The organism is Pseudomonas tremae (assembly GCF_023278125.1).
Taxonomy (GTDB): Bacteria; Pseudomonadota; Gammaproteobacteria; order Pseudomonadales; family Pseudomonadaceae; genus Aquipseudomonas; species Aquipseudomonas tremae.
Window position 1 is genome coordinate 2648402 of record NZ_CP066270.1, and the last position, 25104, is coordinate 2673505.

23 protein-coding genes, 1 tRNA gene and 1 pseudogene are annotated in these 25104 nt (G+C 57.2%); 11 read left to right on the plus strand and 14 right to left on the minus strand.

Features of this window, described 5'->3' with window-relative positions; translation table 11 throughout:
• From I9H09_RS12040 to I9H09_RS12070, 7 genes and pseudogenes are all read right to left on the minus strand, one after another.
• Positions 1-1023: an ABC transporter permease gene (locus I9H09_RS12040; RefSeq protein ID WP_122324702.1), complete on the minus strand. Its 1023-nt coding sequence runs from the start codon at positions 1021-1023 to the stop codon at positions 1-3.
• Entirely contained in the window at positions 1023-2093 is a 1071-nt protein-coding gene (locus tag I9H09_RS12045) for a microcin C ABC transporter permease YejB (RefSeq protein ID WP_024691115.1), read from the minus strand. The genes I9H09_RS12040 and I9H09_RS12045 overlap by 1 nt, the downstream gene beginning before the upstream one ends.
• Positions 2093-3961 (minus strand): extracellular solute-binding protein, encoded by a 1869-nt coding sequence (locus tag I9H09_RS12050; RefSeq protein ID WP_122324701.1) that lies wholly within the window; start codon positions 3959-3961, stop codon positions 2093-2095. The genes I9H09_RS12045 and I9H09_RS12050 overlap by 1 nt, the downstream gene beginning before the upstream one ends.
• Before the next feature lie 224 nt (positions 3962-4185).
• Complete coding sequence (locus I9H09_RS12055; protein WP_255871687.1) at positions 4186-4617, minus strand: peptidylprolyl isomerase; 432 nt, start codon at positions 4615-4617, stop codon at positions 4186-4188.
• Positions 4547-5629 carry a 3-deoxy-7-phosphoheptulonate synthase gene (locus I9H09_RS12060; protein ID WP_122324700.1) on the minus strand — a complete coding sequence of 361 codons (1083 nt, stop codon included), beginning with the start codon at positions 5627-5629 and terminating at the stop codon, positions 4547-4549. Before I9H09_RS12060 ends, I9H09_RS12055 begins: the two co-directional genes overlap by 71 nt.
• A gap of 340 nt (positions 5630-5969) precedes the next feature.
• Positions 5970-6116, minus strand: a complete 147-nt coding sequence (locus I9H09_RS12065; RefSeq protein WP_154897058.1) for a hypothetical protein — start codon at positions 6114-6116, stop codon at positions 5970-5972.
• 295 nt (positions 6117-6411) lie between these two features.
• Positions 6412-6618 (minus strand): annotated as a pseudogene (locus I9H09_RS12070) (helix-turn-helix domain-containing protein); the annotation flags it as partial.
• Positions 6619-6698: 80 nt separating this feature from the next.
• On the opposite strand from I9H09_RS12070, the gene I9H09_RS12075 reads away from it, so the two are divergent.
• The 8 genes from I9H09_RS12075 (at position 6699) to I9H09_RS12110 (ending at position 14031) form a co-directional block, all read left to right on the plus strand.
• A complete protein-coding gene (locus I9H09_RS12075) occupies positions 6699-7061 on the plus strand; it encodes a helix-turn-helix domain-containing protein (protein WP_005892526.1) in 363 nt (120 codons plus the stop codon).
• A 136-nt stretch (positions 7062-7197) separates the two neighbouring features.
• Positions 7198-7842, plus strand: coding sequence for a response regulator transcription factor GacA (gacA, locus tag I9H09_RS12080; RefSeq protein ID WP_002553344.1), 645 nt, complete (start codon positions 7198-7200; stop codon positions 7840-7842).
• A gap of 2 nt (positions 7843-7844) precedes the next feature.
• Positions 7845-9668, plus strand: coding sequence for an excinuclease ABC subunit UvrC (gene uvrC, locus I9H09_RS12085; RefSeq protein ID WP_024669297.1), 1824 nt, complete (start codon positions 7845-7847; stop codon positions 9666-9668).
• 32 nt (positions 9669-9700) lie between these two features.
• On the plus strand, positions 9701-10261 hold the full coding sequence (gene pgsA, locus I9H09_RS12090) for a CDP-diacylglycerol--glycerol-3-phosphate 3-phosphatidyltransferase (protein ID WP_005892534.1): 561 nt from the start codon (positions 9701-9703) through the stop codon (positions 10259-10261).
• Positions 10262-10327: 66 nt separating this feature from the next.
• Positions 10328-10403 (plus strand) — tRNA-Gly (locus I9H09_RS12095).
• Positions 10404-10650: 247 nt separating this feature from the next.
• Complete coding sequence (rbsK, locus tag I9H09_RS12100; protein WP_053480286.1) at positions 10651-11571, plus strand: ribokinase; 921 nt, start codon at positions 10651-10653, stop codon at positions 11569-11571.
• 55 nt (positions 11572-11626) lie between these two features.
• Positions 11627-12958, plus strand: coding sequence for an L-fucose:H+ symporter permease (gene fucP / locus I9H09_RS12105; protein WP_122313359.1), 1332 nt, complete (start codon positions 11627-11629; stop codon positions 12956-12958).
• The gene (locus tag I9H09_RS12110; RefSeq protein ID WP_122346648.1) at positions 12955-14031 is read left to right on the plus strand and encodes an aldose 1-epimerase family protein; all 1077 of its coding nucleotides are present in this window, start codon (positions 12955-12957) and stop codon (positions 14029-14031) included. The genes fucP and I9H09_RS12110 overlap by 4 nt, the downstream gene beginning before the upstream one ends.
• A gap of 5 nt (positions 14032-14036) precedes the next feature.
• On the opposite strand, the gene deoR is transcribed toward I9H09_RS12110, so the two are convergent.
• Complete coding sequence (deoR, locus tag I9H09_RS12115; RefSeq protein WP_122346649.1) at positions 14037-14807, minus strand: DNA-binding transcriptional repressor DeoR; 771 nt, start codon at positions 14805-14807, stop codon at positions 14037-14039.
• Between the two features lie 114 nt (positions 14808-14921).
• Between deoR and deoC the strand changes: the two genes are divergently transcribed.
• Positions 14922-15605: a deoxyribose-phosphate aldolase gene (gene deoC / locus I9H09_RS12120; protein WP_005892545.1), complete on the plus strand. Its 684-nt coding sequence runs from the start codon at positions 14922-14924 to the stop codon at positions 15603-15605.
• Between the two features lie 86 nt (positions 15606-15691).
• On the opposite strand, the gene I9H09_RS12125 is transcribed toward deoC, so the two are convergent.
• The 4 genes from I9H09_RS12125 to xylA all read right to left on the minus strand — a co-directional run bounded on the left by I9H09_RS12125 (position 15692) and on the right by xylA (position 20959).
• A complete protein-coding gene (locus I9H09_RS12125) occupies positions 15692-16828 on the minus strand; it encodes a sugar ABC transporter permease (RefSeq protein ID WP_055004341.1) in 1137 nt (378 codons plus the stop codon).
• Positions 16829-18394, minus strand: a complete 1566-nt coding sequence (gene xylG / locus I9H09_RS12130; RefSeq protein ID WP_055004342.1) for a D-xylose ABC transporter ATP-binding protein — start codon at positions 18392-18394, stop codon at positions 16829-16831.
• Between the two features lie 107 nt (positions 18395-18501).
• On the minus strand, positions 18502-19503 hold the full coding sequence (gene xylF, locus I9H09_RS12135; protein WP_122346651.1) for a D-xylose ABC transporter substrate-binding protein: 1002 nt from the start codon (positions 19501-19503) through the stop codon (positions 18502-18504).
• A 139-nt stretch (positions 19504-19642) separates the two neighbouring features.
• Positions 19643-20959, minus strand: coding sequence for a xylose isomerase (xylA, locus tag I9H09_RS12140; RefSeq protein ID WP_122346652.1), 1317 nt, complete (start codon positions 20957-20959; stop codon positions 19643-19645).
• A 168-nt stretch (positions 20960-21127) separates the two neighbouring features.
• On the opposite strand from xylA, the gene I9H09_RS12145 reads away from it, so the two are divergent.
• Complete coding sequence (locus I9H09_RS12145; protein WP_054990183.1) at positions 21128-22324, plus strand: XylR family transcriptional regulator; 1197 nt, start codon at positions 21128-21130, stop codon at positions 22322-22324.
• A 10-nt stretch (positions 22325-22334) separates the two neighbouring features.
• Here the strand turns inward: I9H09_RS12145 and I9H09_RS12150 are convergent, their stop codons facing one another.
• Positions 22335-23102, minus strand: a complete 768-nt coding sequence (locus I9H09_RS12150) for a C1 family peptidase (RefSeq protein ID WP_005892564.1) — start codon at positions 23100-23102, stop codon at positions 22335-22337.
• 250 nt (positions 23103-23352) lie between these two features.
• Entirely contained in the window at positions 23353-23781 is a 429-nt protein-coding gene (locus tag I9H09_RS12155) for a VirK family protein (RefSeq protein WP_005892566.1), read from the minus strand.
• Between the two features lie 303 nt (positions 23782-24084).
• Here I9H09_RS12155 and I9H09_RS12160 point away from each other — a divergent pair, with 303 nt between their 5' ends.
• A complete protein-coding gene (locus I9H09_RS12160) occupies positions 24085-25089 on the plus strand; it encodes a sugar ABC transporter substrate-binding protein (protein ID WP_122346653.1) in 1005 nt (334 codons plus the stop codon).
• Positions 25090-25104 lie beyond the last annotated feature (15 nt).

The window sequence follows — 25104 nt, forward strand, 5'->3', positions numbered from 1 at the left end:
TCAGGACCTCGGGTCGAAGGCATCGCGCAGCGCCTCGCCTATGAATACCAGCAGGGTGAGAATCAGCGCGAGCGCAAAAAACGCAGTCAGGCCCAGCCAAGGTGCTTGCAGGTTCTGCTTGCCCTGAGCGATCAGTTCGCCAAGTGAAGCGCTACCTGCCGGCATGCCGAAACCCAGAAAATCCAGCGCGGTGAGGGTCGATATGGCGCCAGTCAGGATGAATGGCAAGTAGCTCAATGTTGCGTTCATGGCATTGGGCAGAATGTGCCGCAGGATGACCTTTCGGTCGCCGAGACCAAGTGCGCGGGCGGCTTTGACGTATTCCAGGTTGCGGCCGCGCAGGAACTCTGCGCGCACCACATCGACCAGCGTGAGCCACGAAAACAGCGCCATGATGCCCAGCAGCCACCAGAAGTCCGGTTCGACGAAGCCTGACAGGATTATCAGCAGGTACAGCACCGGCAAACCTGACCAGACTTCAAGCAGCCGTTGGCCAAACAAGTCGACCCAGCCACCGTAATAGCCTTGCAGCGCACCGGCGGTGATACCGATCAACGCGCTGATAGCTGTAAGAACCAGCGCAAACAGAATCGAGATGCGCGCGCCGAAAATCACCCGGGCCAGCACATCCCGCGCCTGATCGTCAGTGCCCAGCCAGTTGCTCGCGGAAGGCGGGCTGGGGGCTGGAGTGGTCAGCTCGTAGTTGGGTGTGTCGTCGCTGAAGGGGATGGGTGGAAAGATCATCCAGCCGTCCCTCTTGGCGATCAGCTGGCGCACGTAGTCGCTGCGGTAGTCCGGCTGGAAAGGCAGCTCGCCGCCAAATTGCTGTTCTGTGTAACGCTTGAAAACCGGGAAATACAGCGAATGCTGGTAGCTGACCAGCAGCGGTTTGTCATTGGCAATCAGTTCGCCGCCCAGGGTCAGAGCGAATAGCCCGCAAAACAGCCATAACGACCACCAGCCCCGGCGATTGCTGCGAAAGCGTTCAAGGCGGCGACGTGCCAGCGGAGAGAGGTTGCGCATCAGGCATTCCTCGCGCTGAAGTCGATTCGTGGGTCGACAAGGGTGTAGCAGATATCGCCTATCAGCTTTATCAGCAGGCCGAAGACCGTGAAGATGAACAACGAGCCAAACACCACCGGATAATCCCGTGAGACTGCCGCTTCGTAGCTCATGCGACCAAGGCCATCCAGCGAGAAGATCACCTCGATCAGCAGCGATCCGGCAAAGAACACGCTGATGAACGCCTGAGGTATGCCCGAGACCACCAGTAACATCGCATTACGAAACACATGCCCGTAAAGCACGCGCCGCTCGCTCATGCCTTTGGCACGCGCTGTGGTCACGTACTGGCGAGTGATTTCGTTCAGAAAAGAGTTTTTTGTCAGCAGGGTCAGTGTCGCAAAGCCACCGATCACCAGTGCGCAGACCGGTAGCGCCAGGTGCCAGAAATAGTCTGCAACCTTGCCGACCGTCGTCAGTTGATCGAAATTGTCCGAGACCAGCCCACGCACCGGAAACCAGTTCATGGAGGTGCCGCCGCAAAATACCACCACCAACAACATGGCGAACAAAAAGGCCGGTGTGGCATAGCCGATGATGATTGCTGTGCTGCTCCAGATATCAAACTGGCTGCCGTGCCTGACAGCCTTGCGAATCCCCAATGGGATTGACACAAGGTAAGTCAGCAAGGTCGCCCAGAGCCCCAAAGAAATGGACACGGGCATCTTCTGCAGAATTAGATCGGTCACCTTGGCGCCACGGAAGAAGCTGGAACCGAAATCCAGCCGTGCGTAGTTTTTCAGCATCAGCCAGAGGCGCTCATGCAGCGGCTTGTCGAAGCCGTATTGACGTTCTATCTGCTTGATCAGTTCCGGGTCCAGCCCTCGGGATGCTCTGGAGTGCCCGGCGCTGGCCGACTCTGTCGCGCCAGCACCTGCGCCGGCGGTTGCGGCGCCGACCCCCTGCAAGCGTGCGATTGCCTGCTCGACGGGGCCTCCGGGGGCCGCCTGAACGATGAAGAAGTTGACCAGCAAAATGCACAGCAGGGTAGGGATGATAAGCAGTAGCCGTCGCAAGATGTAACCCAGCATCAGTGCATCTCCGCAGCAAGGGCCGAGGCGCCGCGCTTCTCGGCGAACTGCTCGTTGGTCAGCGGCGTGGGGCTGATTTCCCACCAGGTTTCGATGGCTTCGCTGTTGCTGGCCTGGGTTTTCGGAATGCCGAAACGGTTCCACCAAACGGTCGAGGAACCCGGTGGGTAATAGTTCGGGATCCAGTAGTAATTCCATTGCAACACGCGATCCAGGCAGTGCGCATAGTCGGTCATGGTCTTCTTGTTGTCAGCCTTGAGCAGCCCTGTAATCAAGGTGTCGACCGCAGGGTCCTGAAGCGCCATGTAGTTGTTCGAGCCAGGATCCATAGCCACCTTTGAACCAAAACTGTTGTACAACTCGGCTCCGGGGGACGTAGATACCGGGTAACCGGTGACAATCATGTCGTAATCGCGGGCCATCACACGGTTCAGGTACTGCGCCGAGTCAATCCGGCGAATGTCAAAATGGATGCCGATCTGCGCCAGCGTGCGCTTGTAGGGCAGCAGCATTCTTTCGAGCCCTGTCTGCGCGTTGAGAAACGTGAAGCTGAAAGGCTCGCCCTGAGCATTGACCAGCTCATCGCCTTTAGGTGTCCAGCCCGCTGCCTTCATCAGCGCCAGGGCTTGCAGCTGCTTGTCGCGAATAAGGCCTGTGCCGTCAGTCTTGGGCGCTTTGAACACGGTATCGAATACCTCGTCCGGGACCTTGCCACGCAAGGGGGCGAGGATTTCAAGTTCGGCAGCTGTAGGCGGCTGGCTGGCGGCCAGTTCGGAGTTCGAGAAGTAACTGTCTTGGCGAATATACATGTCGCGCATCATTTGCCGGTTGGTCCATTCAAAGTCCCAAAGCAGCGAGAGTGCCTGGCGCACGCGGCGGTCCTGAAACATGGGTCGACTCAGGTTGAACACGAAGCCCTGCGAGCTTTGAATGGCACCTTTGGCCAGATGTGCCTTCTGCAGTCGTCCATCGCTGAGTGCCGGGCCGTCATAGCGTATCGAATAGCCAGTCGCCGAAAATTCACGGTTGTAGTCGTAGGCGCCGCCCTTGAGAACCGTGCGAGCCACGTCGATATCACCGAAATACTCGATACTGAATTTGTCGAAGTTGTACATGCCTCTGCTGACTGGCAGGTCCTTGCCCCACCAGTCGGGGTCACGTTGAAAGGTAATGGTGCGGCCCGGATCAACATGGCCGATGGTGTAAGGACCACTGCCAGGCGGTATCTCAAACCCGGCGCCACTGGCGAAGTCGCGGGATTTCCACCAGTGCTCCGGGAATACCGGCAATGAAGCCAGATCAAGGGGCAGGGTGCGGCTGTCGTTTTGCTTGAAGTCGAAACGAATCTGCGTGGGCGATTCGACCGTCACATCCTTGACCGACTCGAACTGAGTCCGGTACTGCAGGCTGCCTTGGGTCATCAGCAGTTCGTAGGTGTATTTCACATCATTGGCCGTTATCGGTGTGCCGTCGCTGAAGCGAGCCTTCGGGTTCAGGTAGAACCGCAGCGACAGATCGTCCTCACCGCGCTCCATCTTCTCGGCAACCAGCCCGTAGACCGTATAGGGCTCATCCAGCGAGCGTATGGCCAGCGGCGCATAGAGCATGCCGTTGATCTGTGATACGCCCAGGCCTTTGTCGGTGAACGGCATGAGGTGATCAAACTGACCGATTTCGATGGCTGAGCGACGCATGCTGCCGCCCTTGGGAGCATCCGGGTTCACGTAGTCGAAATGCCTGAAGTCAGCAGCATAGCGCGGCGCTTCGCCATAGACAGTCAGTGCATGTTGCGGTGCGGCGGACAAGGGAGGCACGGCGCCGAACAGGGTCAGCGTCAAAGCGAGCAATGATAAACAGACAAAACGCATGACTCGAATCCTGACTGATGTCCGCAAGCGAATATCAGGGTTAAAGGTGACGGGTGATCGGACACGCAAAGGCACAGGCAAGCAGGCCGTGCATCGATATCGCGATATCTTCTACAGACAAATGGCCGCTTAGCCAAGCCACTGCAGGCAGGCGTCTGAATCAATCGCCGGAAACGAAAACGGCCCATCCGAAGATGAGCCGTTTGGCACTCGGTACGGCAGGATCAGTCCTGACGGCTGGTCACTTCCAGCAAGTGGTAGCCGAACTGGGTCTTGACCGGACCCTGAACAGTATTGACCGGCGCACTGAAAACCACCGTGTCAAATTCCTTGACCATCTGGCCTGGACCGAACGAACCCAGATCACCGCCCTGACGGCTGGACGGGCAGCTGGAATTGGCCTTGGCGATTTCCGCGAAATCAGCGCCGCCTTCAATCTGAGCCTTGAGTTCGTTGCACTTTTCTTCGCTCGAAACAAGGATGTGGCGGGCAGTGGCTTTAGGCATGGGAAATAATCTCCTGTGAAAAAAGAAAGAGCGTACCGGATTCAGTGCGGTATTTCCCGACAAAGTTCCTTCGCCTTGCCTATCTGTAGCGCAGCTGGTCGACGGCTTCCCGCAACAACTGTTCAGTGGCTGTCCAGCCCAGGCAGCCATCGGTAATCGACACCCCGTATTGCAATGTCTCGCCCAGCGGCTGACAGCCCTCGAACAGGTGGCTTTCGATCATCATGCCAATCAGTGAAGAATTGCCGGACAGGCGTTGCTCGAGAACATCGTTGAATACGTGGGGCTGACGTGCCGGGTTTTTGCCGCTATTGGCGTGGCTGCAATCCACCATGATTCGTGGAGCTATTGCGTTTCTGCTCAGGCTGGCCTGCACATGGGCGACGCTCTGGCGATCATGATTAGGGCCGCCATGCCCGCCACGTAGCACGATGTGGGTATCCGGGTTGCCCTGCGTTTCGATGATCGCCGGGTGCCCGTGGCGGTCCATGCCAAAGTGTCGATGCGGGTGCGCTGCCGAGCGCATGGCGTCGCAGGCGACTGTAACGCCGCCATCCGTGCCGTTCTTGAAACCGACCGGCATGGGCAGGCCGCTGGCCGTTTCCCGATGAATCTGCGATTCGGTAGTGCGCGCGCCGATCGCTACCCAGCTGAGCAGGTCGTCGAAGTAGCCCGCTGCCATCGGTTGCAGTATTTCAGTGGCGACCGGCAGGCCCATGCCAAGCATGTCGCGCATCAACTGTCGCGATAGCGCCAATCCGCTGGCCATGTCGTCACTGCCATCCAGGTGCGGGTCATAAGCCAGACCTTTCCAACCGACTGTCGTACGAGGTTTTTCAACGTAGGCACGCATCACCAGCAGCATCTGATCGCTGACTTGCGCTGCGAGATCGGCCAGTCGCTCGGCATATTCACGCGCGGATTGCGGGTCATGAATAGAGCAGGGGCCGACAACGATCAGTAGTCGGGAGTCGTCGCCATTGAGGATGGCGCGTATGGCGCGACGATGTGCAGCGACCTGCTCGGTCAGCTCCACACCCAGCGGCAGTCGGATCTTCAGCTCGAGTGTGCTTGGCAGGCGTTTTGAGGCGGGTCTGCTGTCCTCCAGCGTCATTACAGGCGTGGACAGGTCAGACGGTTTTACGGCAACGGACGAATTCATTTTTCAGGCTTCCTGGGCTGGCGGGGCAATCCCGCGCTGACCCTACTGGGGTGTTCGACAAAGGGCCGTATTGGCCGGGCGTTTACGGTTGCCACCTGGCAGTGACCGGTCGGAGGCGGCAGGCTGTCCCGAACGGAGGTGGCTAAATCGCCAGGCGAAGTCGATGTCGTTGCGGTAATAAGTGGTGTATTTCATGTCGTGATCCTCAGCAGGCAGTGTGATGTTCTTGAAAAGTTGAAAATTCGGGACTCTGAAAAAACAAAACCCCCGATCGGGGAGCCGACCGGGGGTTAGAGAATTCTCTGGTTGGCGTCCCCTTGAAATGGGCGCCAGATGGGTATCAGGCGCGCCAGTGGCTAAACCAATACCCGTAATAAGAATTGAGCTGAAAACACTGACGCAGCGACACCATTCGCACGGCCACGGCTGATGCCTGGCGAGTAATGCCGGCAAGAGCTTGGAGCGTGAATGGGATGGACTGCTGCATGGGTGTGTCTCCGTAGATTGAGCCGAAGCTTACTTCAGGAACGGCGGCGCGTTCAATTGGAAAATTCAATCAAGGTCATTGGCGCGGCTATCAGTGGAAAACAGTCAGTGGCAAACAGTGGAAAAACGAAACATGTTTCAAATGTCGCGCCTAACGCTCAGCGATGAACTACCCGATGGTGGATGACAGGTGGGGCCGCAACAAGGTATCTTGCAAGCCTGTTTGCACCGCTGGAAGCATTGATTCCTGTAGCTTCCTCCCGATGAGATGAACAATACGTCACTCGTTGCCTTCTTTTTTGCCTGGGTTTTGCAGTCGGGATAAATTCACCCTTCTTGCCTGGCAATACCGTCACTTTATGCGCTTTGCCGTTCCTGCTTTCTGCCATTACTTGGCAAATTTGTTGCGGGATCAACGCTATTTCACTAACAAAAGACTGACCGGATGTGCACTGTTTTTCAAGCCAGGCCTTGGCTTGTGCTGCGGTGCGTATTCCGGGCATAGTTCAAAGCCGTTCAAATCAGTTTAATTCAGCTGGGTTCTACCACCCGTCAGGGTGTGTCAACAGGGTTATGCATTCAAATGAGTGGAATCGGATACCGATTAAGGAAAGAACGAGAACGTCTCGGGCTTTCTCAACGCAGCTTCGGTGAGATCGGTGGGGTTGAAGCCAATGCCCAGGGCAAGTACGAGAACGGTGACCGTGCTCCAAAGGCTGATTACCTGGCTGCTGTTGCTGCCAAGGGTGTAGATGTACTTTACGTGCTGACCGGAACCCACACACCTGTGCCAATCGATAATCTGAGCGTTATCGAGGAGAAGATTCTTGGCAATTACCGGGTGCTGGAAAAAGAAGATCAAGACGCGATCAGACGTCTGACCACGACTATCGCCGAGCATGCCGGCTGTGCTGTTGCTGCCGAAAAGCTCCCTTCCGGTAGCTGATCCGAAAGGGCTTTTCAGCGCTTCGGCACGGGTCATTGTCATATTGTCGAGCGTCGGAGTTCGCAGTGCTAGGTCTCACTCACTGTTTTTGTTATGGTGATTGTCATTCGTTATGACTGTTGCGTGAGGTGTCTGCTTGATTAAGGTGCTAGTTGTCGATGACCATGATCTTGTGCGGACAGGCATCACGCGCATGCTCGCCGACATTGACGGGCTGCAGGTTGTCGGTCAGGCCGATTCCGGTGAGGAATCCCTGAAGAAAGCGCGCGAGCTCAAGCCCGACGTGGTGCTGATGGACGTCAAGATGCCGGGCATCGGCGGTCTGGAAGCCACGCGCAAGATGCTTCGCAGCCATCCTGACATCAAAGTCGTCGCCGTCACTGTCTGTGAAGAAGACCCGTTTCCGACTCGCTTGCTGCAGGCCGGTGCCGCAGGTTACATGACCAAGGGCGCTGGGCTTGCCGAGATGGTTCAGGCGATCCGACTGGTGTTTGCAGGCCAGCGCTACATCAGCCCGCAGATCGCCCAGCAGCTTGCCTTGAAGTCGTTTCAACCGCAGGTCAACAACTCGCCCTTCGATCTTCTGTCCGAGCGCGAGATCCAGATCGCCTTGATGATTGTCGGCTGCCAGAAAGTCCAGACCATCTCGGACAAGCTCTGCCTGTCGCCTAAAACCGTGAACACCTACCGATATCGTATCTTTGAAAAGCTTTCGATCAGCAGTGATGTCGAACTGGCTTTGCTCGCTGTGCGCCACGGCATGGTTGATGCCAGCGCCTGAACATGACCCAGACATTTGACCCCAGTGCTTTTCTTGCGACCTGTAGCGGGCGCCCCGGCGTCTACCGGATGTTCGATGCCGAAGCCACTCTGCTTTACGTCGGCAAGGCCAAGAACCTCAAAAAGCGTCTCGCCAGTTATTTCCGCAAAACCGGACACGCACCCAAGACCGGTGCGCTGGTTGCGCGCATTGCCCAGATCGAAACCACGATAACCGGCAACGAGACCGAAGCGTTGTTGCTGGAGCAGACACTCATCAAGGAGTGGCGGCCGCCTTACAACATCCTGCTGCGCGACGACAAATCCTATCCTTATGTGTTTCTGTCCGATAACGCGTTTCCGCGGCTGAGCATTCATCGTGGCGCCAAGAAGGCCAAGGGCCGTTATTTCGGGCCTTACCCGAGTGCGGGCGCCATCCGCGAAAGTCTCAGCCTGCTGCAGAAGACCTTCCAGGTTCGGCAGTGTGAGGACAGCTATTTCAAGAACCGCACCCGACCTTGTCTTCAATACCAGATCAAGCGCTGCAAAGGGCCTTGTGTCGGTCTGGTCGAGCCTGAGGTATACGCCGAAGACGTGCGCCATTCGGTGATGTTTCTCGAAGGCCGCAGCAATGCATTGAGTGACGAGTTGAACGCCTCGATGGAAAAAGCAGCCATGGCGCTGGATTTCGAGCGTGCAGCCGAGCTTCGCGATCAGGTGGCATTGATGCGCCGCGTTCAGGATCAGCAAAGCATGGACGGCGGCACCGGTGATGTCGATGTGGTTGCGGCGTTCGTCAACCCCGGCGGCGCTTGCGTACACCTGATCAGCGTTCGTGGTGGCAGGGTTTTGGGCAGCAAGAACTTCTTCCCGCAGGTGGGCATAGAAGAGGAGGTTGGCGAGGTAATGTCGGCGTTCCTGGCTCAGTACTTTCTGGGCGGGATCGACCGGGAGCTGCCCGGCGAAGTCATTGTCAACGTCGTCAACGAAGACTTCCCGGCACTGATTGATGCCATCGAAGAGCTGCGCGGCGTTGAAATGATCATCAGCCATCGGGTGCGCGGCACTCGGGCTCGCTGGCAGCAAATGGCTGTCACCAATGCCGAGCAGGCATTGGCAGCGCGTCTCGCCAACCGTCAGCATGTTGCATCGCGCTTCGAAGCGCTGGCGGTGGTTCTCAATCTCGATGAGCCGCCGATGCGCCTCGAGTGCTACGACATCAGTCACTCCAGCGGCGAGGCGACGGTCGCTTCCTGCGTCGTGTTCGGGCCTGAAGGGCCGATAAAATCCGATTATCGCCGGTTCAATATCGAAGGTGTGACAGCTGGCGACGACTACGCCGCCATGCATCAGGCGTTGACCCGACGCTATAGCCGCATAAAAGCCGGGGAGGGCAAGTTGCCCGATGTGCTGCTGGTAGACGGCGGCAAGGGACAGATGTCTATGGCCCGCGATGTGCTCAACGAATTGCAGGTTCCGGATCTGATCCTGCTGGGTGTTGCCAAGGGCACCACGCGCAAAGCCGGGTTCGAGACGCTGTACCTGAACGACGCGGCCCATGAGTTCACGCTACCCGGAGATTCTCCGGCGCTACACCTTATTCAGCAGATTCGCGACGAGGCTCACCGCTTCGCAATCACCGGTCATCGGGCGCGTCGGGGCAAAACCCGGCGCACTTCGACCCTTGAGGGCGTTGCTGGCGTCGGGCCGACCCGGCGTCGAGATTTGCTCAAACACTTCGGTGGATTACAGGAATTGTCCCGTGCAAGCATTGATGAAATCGCAAAAGCACCCGGAATCAGTAAAAAGCTGGCAGAGTCGATTTATGCAAACCTGCACAGCGAGTAGAATGCCCGCTCACCTCGTAGCCAGTTGTGCCGATGAATATCCCTAATCTGATCACCGTATTACGCGTTTTACTGATTCCGATCTTCATTCTGCTGTTTTACATGCCTTATCACTGGAGCTACATGGCGGCCAGTGCGGTCTTTGCGTTTGCTGCGGCAACCGACTGGCTTGACGGGTATCTGGCACGCAGGCTTGAGCAAAGCACGCCATTCGGCGCGTTTCTTGATCCTGTGGCAGACAAACTGATGGTGGCCGTTGCACTGGTGCTGCTGGTTCAGGCGCATGCCAATCTATGGCTGACGCTGCCTGCGGCGGTAATCATTGGTCGTGAAATCGTGATTTCCGCACTTCGTGAGTGGATGGCGGAAATAGGCGCACGTGCCCAAGTCGCCGTTTCCAACATGGGTAAATGGAAAACTGCAGCGCAGATGCTAGCGCTGGTCATACTGCTGGGCAATCCGCCAGCTGTTACCGTCTGGGTAATCCTTGGCTACGCGCTGCTGCTTATCGCCGCGGGGCTGACGTTATGGTCGATGGTGCAATATCTCAGGGCCGCGTGGCCGCACCTCAAGACCACTGCAGAAAAAAAATAAGTTTTTGAATCAAAGGCTTGACGTCGCTATTTGAAAGGCTAGAATAGCGCCCGTCATCAAGACAATGCGGGAATAGCTCAGTTGGTAGAGCACGACCTTGCCAAGGTCGGGGTCGCGAGTTCGAGTCTCGTTTCCCGCTCCAATTCAAAGAAAAAGCCACTCAATGAGTGGCTTTTTCTTGCCTAAAATTTGGTCACGGCATGTGCCGCACACCACAGTCCTTCACTATTCAGATTATCCAGGCAAACGTTTGGCCTCTCGGCCGCGTTGAGCCGGTTTCCGCGCGCCATCATTAAAAAAAGGTTGAATATTCACACCGAATGTTATTTAAATAACAAAAATAATAACGCCGCAGGGCTTGCCACGGCGTATACAAGGTGACGATATTCATGAACAAGATCGCGGTCATCGGCAGCAACATGGTGGATTTGATCACCTACATCGACCGAATGCCTCTGCAGGGCGAGACCCTCGAGGCGCCGGGCTTTGCAATGGGCTGTGGTGGCAAGGGCGCCAACCAGGCGGTAGCCGCTGCCAGGCTCGGCACGTCTGTGCTGATGCTGACCAAGGTCGGCGATGACATGTTCGCCGATAACACGCTCGGCAATTTCAAGCGCCATGGCATAGACACTCGCTACGTCACACGCGTGGCTGGTGTACCCAGCGGTGTTGCTCCAATTTTCGTGAGCAGTGATTCGCATAACAGCATCCTTATCGTCAAAGGTGCCAATGCGCACTTGAAGCCCGCGGACATAGACCACGCCGAGGCAGCACTGATCGAATGCCGCCTTATCGTGCTCCAACTGGAAATCGATCTGGCGACTGTGTACTACGCCATCGAATTTGCCAAGCGCCATGGTATCGAAGTGTTGCTCAACCCTGCTCCTGCGTTGGCAGGGCTGAGCCGCGATCACCTGGCGCAACTGGACTTTTTTATTCCTAATGAAAGTGAGCTCGCGCTGATTACCGGCAAGTCCGTTGACGGCCCAGAGAGCGCGCTGATTGCTGCACGTGAACTGGCTGCGCAAGGCATCCGTCATGTCATCGTTACCCTGGGTGAGCATGGCGCGCTGTACGTTGGCGAGGAGGGCGAGTTCCATGTGCCGGGGCGCGAAGTCGTTGCGCGAGATACGTGCGGCGCCGGCGACGCGTTCATTGGCTGCTTCGCTCACTATTGGACCAAAGACGGTGACATGCGCGCGGCAATCACGCAGGCGGTGGCTTATTCCGCATGCTCGGTGACCGCGCTGGGTACGCAGAGCTCTTATCCCGACGCTGCCACTTTCGCGCAATTCGTTGAAAGTTTCTGATCCACGGTTGATGCCTTGCGTCGCTGACGCATTCTTTTGCTCACGGAGAATAACAATGACAAAAGTCCCGCTCCAACAGACTCCCGATGGTTTTTACCTCAACCGCACACCCTGGTTCGCGTTTCTGTTGCTGTGCAGTATTTTCGCCTTGTGGGCGGCGGCTGCGAGCATGAATGACGTGCTGATTGCTCACTTCAAAAAAGCGTTCTTGCTTAGCGACTTTCAGACAGCGTTCGTGCAGTCGGCGTTTTATCTGGGCTACTTTTTCGTAGCGATTCCGGCGGCGATGGCTGTGCGGCGTTTCGGTTACAAAAGCACGATTCTGATTGGCTTGGTGTTTTACATGCTGGGTTGTGCGCTGTTCTTTCCGGCTGCCTCGACTGCCACGTACGGTATGTTCCTGATGGCGCTGTTCGTCATCGCGTGCGGCCTGTCCTTTCTGGAAACTGCCTGCAACACCTATTCAACGTTGATGGGGCCCCGTGAAACCGGTACGCGTCGCTTGAACATTTCTCAGACGTTTCACCCGTTTGGTGCCATGACAGGCGTGTATGTCGGCAGTTTCGTCATGTTCAAGGACAGTGATGCAACCCGCGAACAACTCACCCAGATGAGCGCTTCGGAAGCGGCGGCCCAGCAACTGGAAATGATTCAATCGACGCTGTTGCCTTACAAATGGATGATCGCCGTCCTGGTGCTGATATTCATCCTGATCCTCATTACCCGCTTTCCTGCCTGCCGTGGCAATACCGAAAGTCGTGAAAAAAAGCATGGTCTTCTTCAGAGCCTTTCTCGGTTGTCGCGTAACTCGCGTTTCACCTTCGGGGTACTGGCGCAGTTCCTCTACGTCGGTGCGCAGGTAGGCGTGTGGAGCTTTACCATCCGCCTGGCGATGCAGATGGGCGGAATGAACGAGCGCAGCGCCTCCTGGTTCCTGTTGACCACATTTGCCACCTATTTCATCGGCAAGATGATTGCCAATCTGATGATGCGCAAATATCACCCGGCCAAGGTCTTGATTATTTACGGAGTGCTGGCAATTGTGCTGCTGGCTTACACCATTCTTGTGCCTAACATCAGCGCCGTATATGCCGCAGTGGGCGTCAGCATCTTCCTTGGACCCTGCTGGCCGACCATTTATGGCCTCACAATCGACGGGCTTGGTGAGGACACCGGTGTCGGCGGCTCGCTGTTGGTGATGAGTATCGTGGGTGGGGGCGTCATGCCGGTTTTCCAGGGCCTTTTGTCCGACGCCACTCATGGCAACATGCAGCTGGCGTATATCGTGCCCTTGCTGTGCTTTGTGGTGATTGTCGCTTATGCCTACTCGTGCATGCGCCACAATCGGACCACCCAGGCCGGTGCGGATGCAGTGGTGGCGTCATGAAAAACCTCACCATAGCCCTGACGCCTGAACAGTTCACCATGAGCGAGAAGACGCTGGCGCAATCCGCTGACTTCAAGGTAGTGGCCTGGGCCTATCCCAATGGGGTGAAGGCGCTGGCGCTGGAGAACGCTCGCGGACGGTTGGTCGTATTGCCCTATCAGGGCCAGATGATCTGGTCGGCAATCTTCGATGGTTGCGATTTGACCATGCGTAACATGTTCAGCCAGCCACGTCCGAGCCCCACTATTATCGGCACCTATGGTTGCTTCATGTTCCATTCCGGACTGTTGCGCAACGGTTGTCCCGGACCGGATGATGACCATACGTTGCACGGTGAAATGCCCTGCGCGCCGATGGACCTCGCGTGGCTAGAAGTGGGTGAAGACGCCGCTGGGCCTTACCTGCGGCTAAAAGGGGAATATGAATACGTGCAAGGGTTTGGCGACCATTACCTGGCTGCGCCCTCGGTCACTTTGCGCGCCGACTCTGGTGTTTTCGACATAGGCATGCAGGTCACTAACCTGGCGGGTAGCGCGATGGAGCTGATGTACATGGCGCACATGAATTACGCCTATGTGCCTGACGCGCTTCTGGTCGAGCCGCTTGGGCGTGCCAGCAAACGGGTACGCCAGACTGTGCCCGCTCATGTGAAACCCACGCCGGAGTGGTCAGCCTATATTGCGCAACTGAGTGAAGACCCTGCTGGCTTGAGCCGGCTGGATGCGCCGGCTCTCTATGACCCCGAGATCGTCTGCTTCTTCGACGATGTGCCTGTAGATACTGCAGGGAATGCACATTTTCTGCTCGACCACCCTTCAGGCGCCGCGTTTTACACGCGCTATTCACCCGAGCAGTTTTCCCATGCCGCGCGCTGGGTTTTGCACAATGCCGATCAGCAAGTGGCTGCATTTGTGTTGCCTGCCACCTGTGAGCCGGAAGGCTATCAGGCGGAAAAAGCCAAAGGCAATGTGCGCTTATTGGGCGGCGGGCAAAGTACCGCGTTCAGCGTCACCACCGGGTATGTGTCCGCTGAAGAACGGCATTTGCTCCGCCAGGAATGGGAGAGCCGGTGAATGCCTCACACCACACAACGCGCCCCGTTTTTGGCAATCAATTCGCGGTAGGACTTGGGAAGTTTCTTGTCGGAAATCACCACGTTGAATTCGTTGAGCGTTGCGAAATGGGCGGTGCGCACGACGTCGAACTTGCTGTGATCGGCAAGCAGCACGCTGTGCTGGGTCTGGCGAAGAACCTTTTGCTTGACCTCGACTTCGTTGAAGTTGAAAGACGTGACGCCGAAGGTTTCGCTGACACCTGCGGCCGACAGAAACGCCCAGGTCAGGCGCACATTGTCGAGAATGCTGTGCTCACCTGCATGGTCGAACACTTGGTTCTTGCGATGGAAGATTCCGCCACACAGCACAATGTTGCAGTTGGGCTTTTGCTGCAGCTTGAGCAGAACGTTCAGCGAGTTACACACCGCTGTGAACTCCATCTCATCGGGGATGAAGTCGATCACATACGGCACCGTGGTGCCGCAATCGAAGAACACTGTGTCTCCACGGCTGATGAACTTCGCTGCGAGTTTGCCGATGCGGCGCTTCTCCTCGACGTGCCGCGCGCCTTGTTCGGTCACCTTGTAATCGGAGGCGTCGGCGGGTTCGAAGGCGAGGGTGATGTGTCCGCCCAACAAGTGCAATTTTTCCGGATAGCGATTCAGGTCGCGACGCAAGGTCATTTCAGAGACGTCGAGCAACTCGGCCATCTCGCGTAAATGGATCGCTTTCTGATGCTGCAGGGCTTGCTGGATCAGCTTGATGCGTTCTGATTGTTTGCTTTCCACGGGCATTCCATTGGCTGTTCGTGTTGTGATTTAAACATTTATTGCTATTATTCTAACATGTTGAGTGCGTGGCTTCTTAACCGCGGCTCCCCCCATGACTCATTATCAGGACTGAATCTCATGAGCCCATTAACACCTTCAGCACTCGCCAGATTTATTGATCATACCTTGCTGGCCCCCGACGCCTCTCGTCAACAAGTGGCCACGCTGTGTGCCGAAGCGCAGCAACATGGCTTTTATTCCGTGTGTGTGAATTCTGGTCAGGTGGCCTTTGCCGCACAACTATTGGCAGGCCAGGCCGTCAAGGTCTGCGCGGTGGTCGGGTTCCCGCTAGGCGCTGGAATCAGCGAGAGTAAAGCCTTTGAGGCCCGCCAGGCAATTGCAGCGGGCGCAGGTGAAATCGACATGGTCCTTAATATCGGTGCGCTGCGAGACGGGCTGACGGACACCGTGCGCGACGATATTGCTGCTGTGCAAGAGGCTTGTGGGCCGGTACCACTCAAAGTGATTCTCGAGACCTGCCTGCTGGACGATGCGCAGAAGACTCTCGCGTGTCATATCTGCCGCGAACTGGGCGTGGCTTTTGTAAAAACCTCCACCGGGTTCAGCCGCAGCGGCGCAACCGTCGAAGATGTAGCGTTGATGCGCAGCGTCGTAGGTGCCGATATCGGCGTCAAGGCCTCGGGCGGTGTGCGTGATTATGAAACGGCGCTGGCCATGATCGAGGCTGGAGCAACGCGCCTGGGCACGAGTTCCGGCGTGAGCATTGTCAGCGGCAAGTCCGCTGATGCATCGGGTTATTGAGGTCGCTGCCAGCGCAAGCGTTCAAACAAAAAGCCACTCTGTGAGTGGCTTTTGCTCATCTGCAATCCTTGCCAGGTATTCAGGGATCACCGCCGCCCGGCGCGCGTGCTCACATCTACCCACACTGCCAGCACCAGAATGCCGCCCTTGACGATCATCTGCCAGTAGCTGTCGACGTCGAGCATCGACATCCCGTTGTCCAGACTGGTAATTACCAGCGCCCCGAGCAGGGCACCATAAACGGTCCCGGAGCCGCCACGCATGGAGGTTCCACCGATGAAGCACGCGGCAATGGCATCGAGTTCGCCCATGTTGCCAGCCGAAGGGGAGCCAGCGGCCAGGCGTGCTGTATTGACCAGGCCGGCGAGGGCGCACATGACGCCCATGATGCCGAAGATCCAAAGTTTTATTGCCTGTACGTTGATGCCGGACAGCCGAGTGGCCTCCATGTTGCTGCCGACCGCGTAGACGCGTCGTCCGAATACCGTCTGGCTGGTGACGTAGCTGAACACGCCGAGCAGAACCAGCAGTAACAACACCGGAACCGGAATCCCGTCGTAGCTGTTGAGGATATATACAAACCCGGCCAGTACCGCACCAATCAACACTACGCGCAATCCGTCACGAATCATCGAATGTGGCGCCAGCCCGTGCAGCGCTCTGTTGCGTCGTTGTTTCCAGGTGAGGAACAACGTCAGGGCCATCAGCAACAGGCCCAGGCCGGTGCCTGCTGCGTGAGGCAAATACCCCTGACCCACATACACCAGCGACGGCGAAACCGGTGCAATCGTGGTTCCGCCGGTAATCCCCAGCAAAATGCCGCGAAAAGCCAGCATGCCGCCAAGCCCGACAATAAAGGACGGAATGCGCAGGTAGGCGGTCATGTAGCCATTGGCCAGGCCGATCATCAGGCCACACAGGGCAACCACGCTCAGGTTCGCCAACAGCGGCACGTGATAGACCACATCGAGAATCGCCGCCAGGCCACCGAGCAGGCCGAGCATCGAACCCACCGACAGGTCGATTTCGCCGCTGATAATGACCATCACCATGCCACAGGCCAGAATGCCGGTGATGGACATCTGTCGCAGCAGGTTGGAGAGGTTGCGCGGGGTCAGAAACCCGCCCTCTGTGTGCCAGCTGAAAAACAGCCAGATCGCGACGATGGAAATCACCAGCGCGAGCATTTTGTAGCGGGTAAAAAACTGTTTGACCTGATTCATCTACGCGGTCTTCCGGTCGTTGTCATTAGGGTTGCCAAGGTCGTCGGGATGGCTGAGTGCAGCGGCCAGCACCTGTTCCTGAGTCAGACCCTGGTTGATGAAGTCGCCGCGCAGCCGGCCTTCGCCGATCACCAGTACGCGGTCGGAAACACCCAGCACCTCGGCCAGCTCCGACGAAACCATGATGATCGACACACCCTCGGCGGCCAGCGCGCCCATCAGTTTGTAGATTTCGTATTTGGCGCCCACATCGACGCCCCGGGTGGGCTCATCGAGAATCAGTACCCGGGGTTTGGTCAGGAGCATCTTGGCCAGTACAGCTTTTTGCTGATTGCCACCGGACAGGCTGGTGATCGGCAGAAACGGGCTGGCCGTCTTGAGGTGCATGCGCGAAATTTCCCGGTCGATGCTGCCCAGTTCGGCTTCGGCATCGATGCGCGTCATCTTCGAGTAGTTGTCGAGAACGGCGAGGGTGATGTTCTGACCGACGCCCATGTCGGGGATGATGCCCTGGCGCTTGCGATCTTCTGGAACCATGCACAGCCCGGCGCGGATCGATTTGCGCGGCGTACGCGTGTCGATGAGCTGACCATCCAGCCACACCTCGCCGCTGTAGCGCCCTGCATAGGCACCGAACAATGCCGAGACCAGTTCCGTACGCCCGGCACCCACCAGACCGGCGATACCGAGAATTTCCCCGCGCCTGAGGACAAACGAGACATCGTCAACCCGCTTGCGTTTGGGGTTGTCGACGTCATGACAAGTGATATGCCGCGCTTCGAAAAATACCTCGCCGACCTCATGCGGTTCGGTCGGGTACAGATTGCTCATTTCCCGTCCGACCATCTGCGTGATGATCTTCGGAATATCCATTTCCGCCATGGCGGTGGTCGCGATGTGTTTGCCGTCGCGAATCACCGAAATGGTGTCACACACGGCTGCTACCTCATCGAGCTTGTGTGAGATGTAGACACAGGCAACGCCCTTTGCTTTCAGGTCACGAATGATATCCAGCAACACCTCGATCTCCGAGCGGGTCAGGGCCGAGGAGGGTTCATCGAGTATCAGCAGCCGTGCCTGTTTGTTCAGTGCCTTGGCGATTTCCACCAACTGCTGATAGCCGCCGCCGTATTGCGAGACCGGCAGCGCCACGTTCATGTCCGGCACCTTTAGCTCGCGCATCAGAGCTTCGGCACGGTGAATCATTGCGGGGTAATTCATGCGCCCGCCAGGCAGGGTCAGTTCGTGGCCCATGAAAATGTTTTCGGCCACCGACAGGTCGGGGACCAGGGTCAGTTCCTGGTGAATGATGACGATCCCGGCAGCTTCGGTTTCGCTGATGGACTGGGCCTTGAGTGGTTGACCGTCCCAGAGGATCTCGCCTGCCCAGGTGCCATAGGGATAAACCGCCGAAAGGACCTTCATCAAGGTGGATTTGCCAGCGCCGTTCTCGCCACACAGGCCGACGCATTCGCCGGGCCTGACCGTGATATCGATGCCGTTCAGGGCTTTGACGCCGCCAAATGTTTTGACGATGCCTTTCATTTGTAGCAGGTAGTCGGACATGGCTCAGGGCTCATACGCAGGCAGCAGGACGGGCTTGAGGACGACCCTGCGCAATCTGGTTGCGCAGGGCCGGCTCAGGCTCTATCGACGTGTCGACGCTCGACAGTTCACTCTTTGCCCATCTGCGCCTTGGTGTAGAACCCGTCCTTTTCCAACAGGTCGATGTTGTTCTTGGTCAGCTCCGTTGGTGTGAGCAGGATGGTGTCGACTTTTTTGCTGCCGTTGTCATATTGCGAGCTGAAGGTGGTTTTTTCATTGCGCGCCAGTTGCACCGAGAGTTTCGCGGCTTCGGTAGCGATCAGCTTCAGAGGCTTGTAGACAGTCATGGTCTGAGTGCCGTCGATGACCCGCTTGACCGCTGCCAGATCGGCGTCTTGGCCCGAAATAGGCACTTTGCCTGCCCGTTTCTGGGCGGCCAGTGCCTGAATGGCGCCGCCAGCGGTGGCGTCGTTGGAGGCGACGATGCCATCGATCTTGTTGCCATTACGGGTCAGCGCGTTCTCCACAATGCTCAATGCTTCGGTGGGGCTCCATTCCTTGACCCACTGCTGCCCGACAATCTTGATATCGCCCTTGTCGATGGCTGGCTGCAACACCTTCATCTGACCTTCACGCAGGATTTTTGCGTTGTTATCGGTAGGCGCGCCGCCGAGCAGAAAGTAGTTGCCCTTGGGTGCAGCGTTGAGCACGCCTTTGGCCTGCATTTCGCCGACTTTTTTGTTATCGAAGGAGATGTAGGCGTCGATGTCGGCGTTGAGGATCAGCCGGTCATAGGACACGACCTTGATCCCGGCCTTTTTGGCTTCGGCAACAGCGTTGGTCAGCACCGTGGCGTTGAACGGCACAATGACGATCACGTCGACGCCTCGGGAAATAAGGTTTTCGATCTGCGAAATCTGCTTTTGCTCGTTGGCATCAGCTGACTGGACGAAGACTTTGGCGTCCAGTTTTTCCGCTGCAGCAACGAAGTAATCACGATCTCGTGACCAGCGTTCCAGACGCAGGTCATCAATGGAAAAACCGATTTTCGGGTGGGCGGAGTCGGCCATGACCGGCAGCGACAGCAGCGCCAGAGCGCTGGCGAGTAACGTACGTTTCAGGGTGTTCATAGGGTGCGTCCTTTTATTGTTGTTTGAAAGACACTTCATGACCGGCAGCGTAATGCCGGTGGAACTGTAGAACGTTGTCGGGCGCTTGGGGGACTGATTTGTCGCGAGAGTGTCACTGCAGCGCCCGTTTTCGAAACCTTCAGGTATAGATAAACCGGTTGACCACTCCTTCCAGCCATTCCTGCCGCCCGCTGACCGCCTGCGGGTTCAGTTCGTGGGCAAACGCATGCTCGGCCAGTGAGGCAAGGCTGAACTCGCCCGCCAGCACTGACTGGCCGAACGGCTGCTGCCAGCCCGCGTAGCGTTGATCCTTGAAAACCTGGAGCTTGTCGTTTTGCACCATCGCGGCTGCGCGTTCCAGGGCCAGTGCCAGCACGTCCATAGCTGCAACGTGGCCGTGGAACAGGTCGATTTCTTCCAGGCTCTGGCGGCGCACCTTGGAATCGAAGTTGTAGCCACCGTTGGTAAAACCACCGGCTTTGAGAATTTCATAGGTCGCGAGTGTCATCTCTTCGACGCTGTTCGGGAACTGGTCCGTGTCCCAGCCGTTCTGCGGGTCGCCACGGTTGGCGTCGATGCTGCCGAATATGCCCAGCGATACGGCCGTGGCAATCTCGTGATGAAAACTGTGCCCGGCCAGTGTTGCATGGTTGGCTTCGATGTTGACCTTGATCTCGTTCTCCAGGCCGTACTGCTGCAGGAAACCAAAAACCGTGGCGCTGTCGTAATCGTATTGATGTTTGGTAGGTTCCTGAGGCTTGGGTTCGATCAGCAGATCGCCTTTGAAACCGATCTTGTGCTTGTGCTCGACCACCATGCGCATAAAGCGTCCGAGTTGTTCGCGTTCATGTTTCAAGTCGGTATTAAGCAGGGTTTCGTAACCCTCGCGACCGCCCCACAGCACATAGTTGGCGCCTTTGAGGCGCAGGGTTGCGTTCATGGCACTGAACACCTGCGCGGCAGCATAGGCGAACACTTCCGGGTCCGGGTTGCTGGCGGCACCGGCGGCAAAGCGCGGGTTGCTGAAGCAATTGGCTGTGCCCCACAGCAGCTTGAGGCCGGTTTGCTCCTGATGTCGCTCCAGGTGATCGACCATCTGTGCGAAGTTATTGCGGTATTCCTTGATCGACTGGCCCTCCGGGGCCACATCGGTGTCATGAAAACTGTAGTAGTCGATGCCCAGTTTGGAGAAGAACTCGAACGCAGCTTCTGCCTTGCCGATCGCCAGTTCCATTGGGTCACCGGTACGCTGCCACGGGCGCTTGAACGTGCCGACGCCGAACATGTCAGCCCCCGGCCAGACAAACGTGTGCCAGTAACACGCAGACATCCTCAGGTGCTCACGCATGGGTTTGCCGAGGACCAGTTTATCGGCGTCGTAGTGGCGAAAGGCAAGGAGCGAGTCGCTGTTCGGGCCTTCGTAGATAACCTTGTCGACAGTGGGGAAGTACGGCATGGGCGATGTTCCTTATTGTTCTTGGCGATGCATCGATACTAGCAACGGCCTCAGGGTTGCTGATTATGAAAATCATCAACATGGAGTGCGATTTTGAGTATTGAGATTCGCCTGTCACGCGCCTAGTCTGTCGACACGCATCGCGCTTCCCGGATCGGCATAAAAACAATGAAAACCGTACCTCCCGTTCACCGCATCGCGCTGTTGTTCAACGGCAGCAAGATCTATGACCGCGGCATTATCAGTGGCATTGGCAATTACCTCAGCAGCACCCGCGTGTCTTGGGACCTGTTTCTAGAGGAAGACTTTCTGTGTCGCCTGAAAGGCATCGAGCGCTGGCAGGGCGACGGGATCATTGCCGACTTCGACGATCCGCTGATCGGCGAAGCGCTGGCCGGGATCAGGTTGCCGGTGGTGGCGGTCGGCGGTTCCTATCAGGATGAGCGTGCTTACCCGAAGGGCATTCCTTATGTCGCTACCGATAACCACGCGCTGATCAAGGCCGCCTACGAACACTTGATCGAGGCCGGGCTCACCCGTTTTGCCTGCTTCAGCCTGCCTGAGGCGCAGGCCAACCGCTGGGCACAGGAGCGAGAAAAAGCATTTCGCCGATTGTTGCAGCGCGACGGTCTGCATGCAGAGGTCTATCGCGGCATGGGCACCAGCGCGCCGCTCTGGGACAGTGCCGTGGAACAGCAGATTGCCTGGCTGCAAAGCCTGCCGAAACCCATTGGGATCATCGCTGTGACCGACGCTCGTGCGCGGCAATTGCTGCAGGCGTGCCTGACGGCCGGGATTGCCGTGCCCGAGCAAGTGGCCTTGATCGGCATCGACAACGATCCACTGACCCGGACCCTGACTCGGGTGCCGTTGAGCTCGGTGATTCAAGGCACCGAGACCATGGGGAGAACCGCCGCGCGCTTGCTCCACCAGATGCTGCACGGTATGCCTGCCACCGGAACGCAAATTCTGATACCCCCGGAGGCGATCAATGTGCAGGCCTCAAGCCTGCATCAACCGCTAGGCAATCCCTACGTGATGCAGGCGCTGTTGTTCATACGTCAATACGCATGCCAAGGCATCAAGACAGCGCAGGTGGCTGCCTATGTAGGCGTGTCGCGCTCATCGCTGGAGTCGCACTTTCGCAAAGTGAGGGGTTGCAGCGTGCATGACGAAATTCTGCGCTTCAAACTGACTGCCGCTGCCAGCGGGCTGGAAAAAACCGATTCGGCGATTGCAGAGATTGCCCGTAATTGCGGCTTCAAGTCAGCGCAGTACCTGCATACGGTATTTCGTCGCGAGTTTGGCTGTACGCCGCGAGAATATCAGCAGGGCGGCAGCGATAACGCTGCCTTGGTCAACTGAGCTGCAACGACTAGTCGGCGATGATCCGTATCGTCCAGAAGTCCGAGGAAAGATTCGGGTCCATAAGGTAGCCGTACGGCATGGTGAAATATCCTTCCATGCCCCAGGAGACGCCCCAGGAGTTACGTAGCAGGAAGCGCTGGTGTGCATCGTCGTAACCCACTACCAGAACACAATGACCACCGAGCATTTTTTCATCGTGTGCGGGCATGGGTGCATGCCCTGTCTCGGCGACTTTCTTTTTTTCAAAGCTTTCGTACACGCTGAACCCGATTACGAATGGATAGCCGGACGCCAGGCAGCCCTTCATCTGATTAAGGTGTTGCGCAACTTTCTGGTAGGACACGGCTTTATACTTTTTGGCGTCCTTGTAACAGGCGGGCGGCGGCTTTACCGCGAACTTGGCGATATCGTAAGGCCACTCCTTCTCGGGACAGTCACCCAGGGTCGCAACCGCTTTTATTCCATCCCGGATCATCGCGCCGCTGTCTGAACTCACGCTGTGTTCAATGACGCGTTCGTTGTAGTAGATAAATAAACGCGACGGTATGAACGCCGGTTTCAGTTTCTGCTTCATACGGTCAAACTGAATGGCGGCTGCAATTCCATTCGCTGTGCAGCTGCCGAGTTGTCCCTGATCGTAAACGGGAGGGCAATGCTTTCTCAGGTCAATCGAGCGCGGAAGTGTTGTCAACGCAGCCACGGGCGCGGCATACAAATGGTCGCGATGATCCGGCAGGTCGCGAATCCAGCCATATTGCTTTACGGTGTAAGTCATCGTGTTTTCCTTGCAAAAGGGACTGCCTGACAGGCACCAGATCAATTGAGTTGCTCATGATGCCTGGCGCCATGTAAGCAGTTTCCCCAATGGCAAGGGATGAAGATGTTTTTAATGCTTAGTTGGCTAAATATCGCGGGCAGAGAGCCATCTTGCCCGAACCGGCAGCCGTTGCGCCTCGGAAAGCAGCATGGGCTCAGGCGCTTGCCGGGACAGACTTAAAGATGGCCCACTGTTTCACGACTTGTCATCAATTCCCGGCAAAAAAGCTCAACCCTTTGCCAATCGCGCATTCATAACTCACCACTTTGCCCACCGGTTCATAAGCCGGAACGCTCAGCGTCGTCATGCTGAAGCTCGCCTTACCGTCAGGGCGCACCTGATAACGAATGAATTGCTGGATAGGCTTGTTATCGCGGCTAATGGTGAAGTGCGTGTCGGAGAAGGCCAGGGTTCCGTCCCCGGTAATGAGGTAGGTATCTATGCGTTTGCCGCCTTTGGTCTTTGACGGCTCTGCGCCTTCGACCGAGGATTTGCATTGCCCCAGATCGATCGCCACGGCCACCGATTTGCCGGTATTCAGGGCCTGGGTAAGGGCAGGGTAGTTGACCAGGGCATCACTTGCGTGGGCAAGAACGGGCAGGGACAGAACAAGCAGCGCAGCACAGTAACGTTTCATGGCTTCTCCAGTAAGGCAGACGGGCCTGATACAGCCAGTCATGTCCGGGGGGTTAAAAAACAGCGAAAACCCTAGCACAGGCTGCTTTTAAAGTGGGCCTCGATTCGCTGTTGGCCAGGCAACAGCGAATCGGCAATCTGTGTTCCAACGCCGCCGGACGACGCCTGCCACTGAGCTGAAGACAATACGCAGCAACGGCAGGAACGCGCCTGCCGCCAAGGCTGGCAGGCGGCTTCAGATGTTTGGGCACGACCTGTGCACTGCTGAACAGGAATGTTTTCCTGAGCCAGCGGAGCTACCCGAATGCCTGATGCCGTCCCGACTTTCAAATCGATTCGATTGCCTGCCGTATGGCGCGCCCTCGCGCTGACCCTGATTGCTGCCAGCCTTGCTGCAACGGCCCGCGCCGACGACAGCGACGTGCCCTCACTGGCGGGCAAACGCATTGCTATCAGCATGACCGGCACCAGTCACTATTTCGATATCAAGACCTTTCAGGCCCAGGTCGATGAGGTCAAGCGTTTGGGGGGCACGCCGATCACCCTCGACGCCGGTCGTAACGACAAGAACCTGGTCAATCAACTGCAAACCGTGGTCACGCAAAAGCCCGATGCCGTTATCCAGACTCTGGGCACGCTCAGCGTGATCGACCCTTGGCTCAAGCGCATCAGCAAGGCGGGCATTCCGTTGTTCACCATTGATGCGCCATCGCAGTACAGCCTCAATAACACCACTTCCGACAACGTGGCGACGGGCAAGGCGTTGGCCGGGCAACTGATCAAAGATGCAGGCGGAAAGGGTAATGTGCTGGTGTTCAACGGTTTTTATGGCGTGCCGGTCTGCGCCATCCGCTACGACCAACTCAAGCTGGCACTCAAGGACCAGCCTGAAATGAACATCATCGAGCCCGAGTTGCGTGATGTGATCCCCAATACCGTCCAGGACGCCTATTCACAGGTGTCGGCACTGCTCAATAAGTACCCCAAAGGCAGCATATCGGCCATCTGGGCCGCTTGGGACATTCCGCAGTTGGGTGCCAGCAAGGCGCTGGTCGATGCAGGGCGAACCGAGATCAAGACCTACGGTGTAGATGGCACCCCGGAAGTGCTGGAGCTGATGCGCCGTGAAGACTCGCCGATAGGGGCCGTGGTTGCACAGCAACCGGTACTGATCGGCAAGACTGCTGTGCAGAACGTCGCCCGCTACCTTGCCGGGCAGCGCGATTTGCCCAAGGAAACCCAGGTGCCGACGCTCCTGACCACTGCCGCCAACCTGCCAGAAGTGCAAAAGCTTCGGGGCGATAACTGAAGCGGGAGATTGATC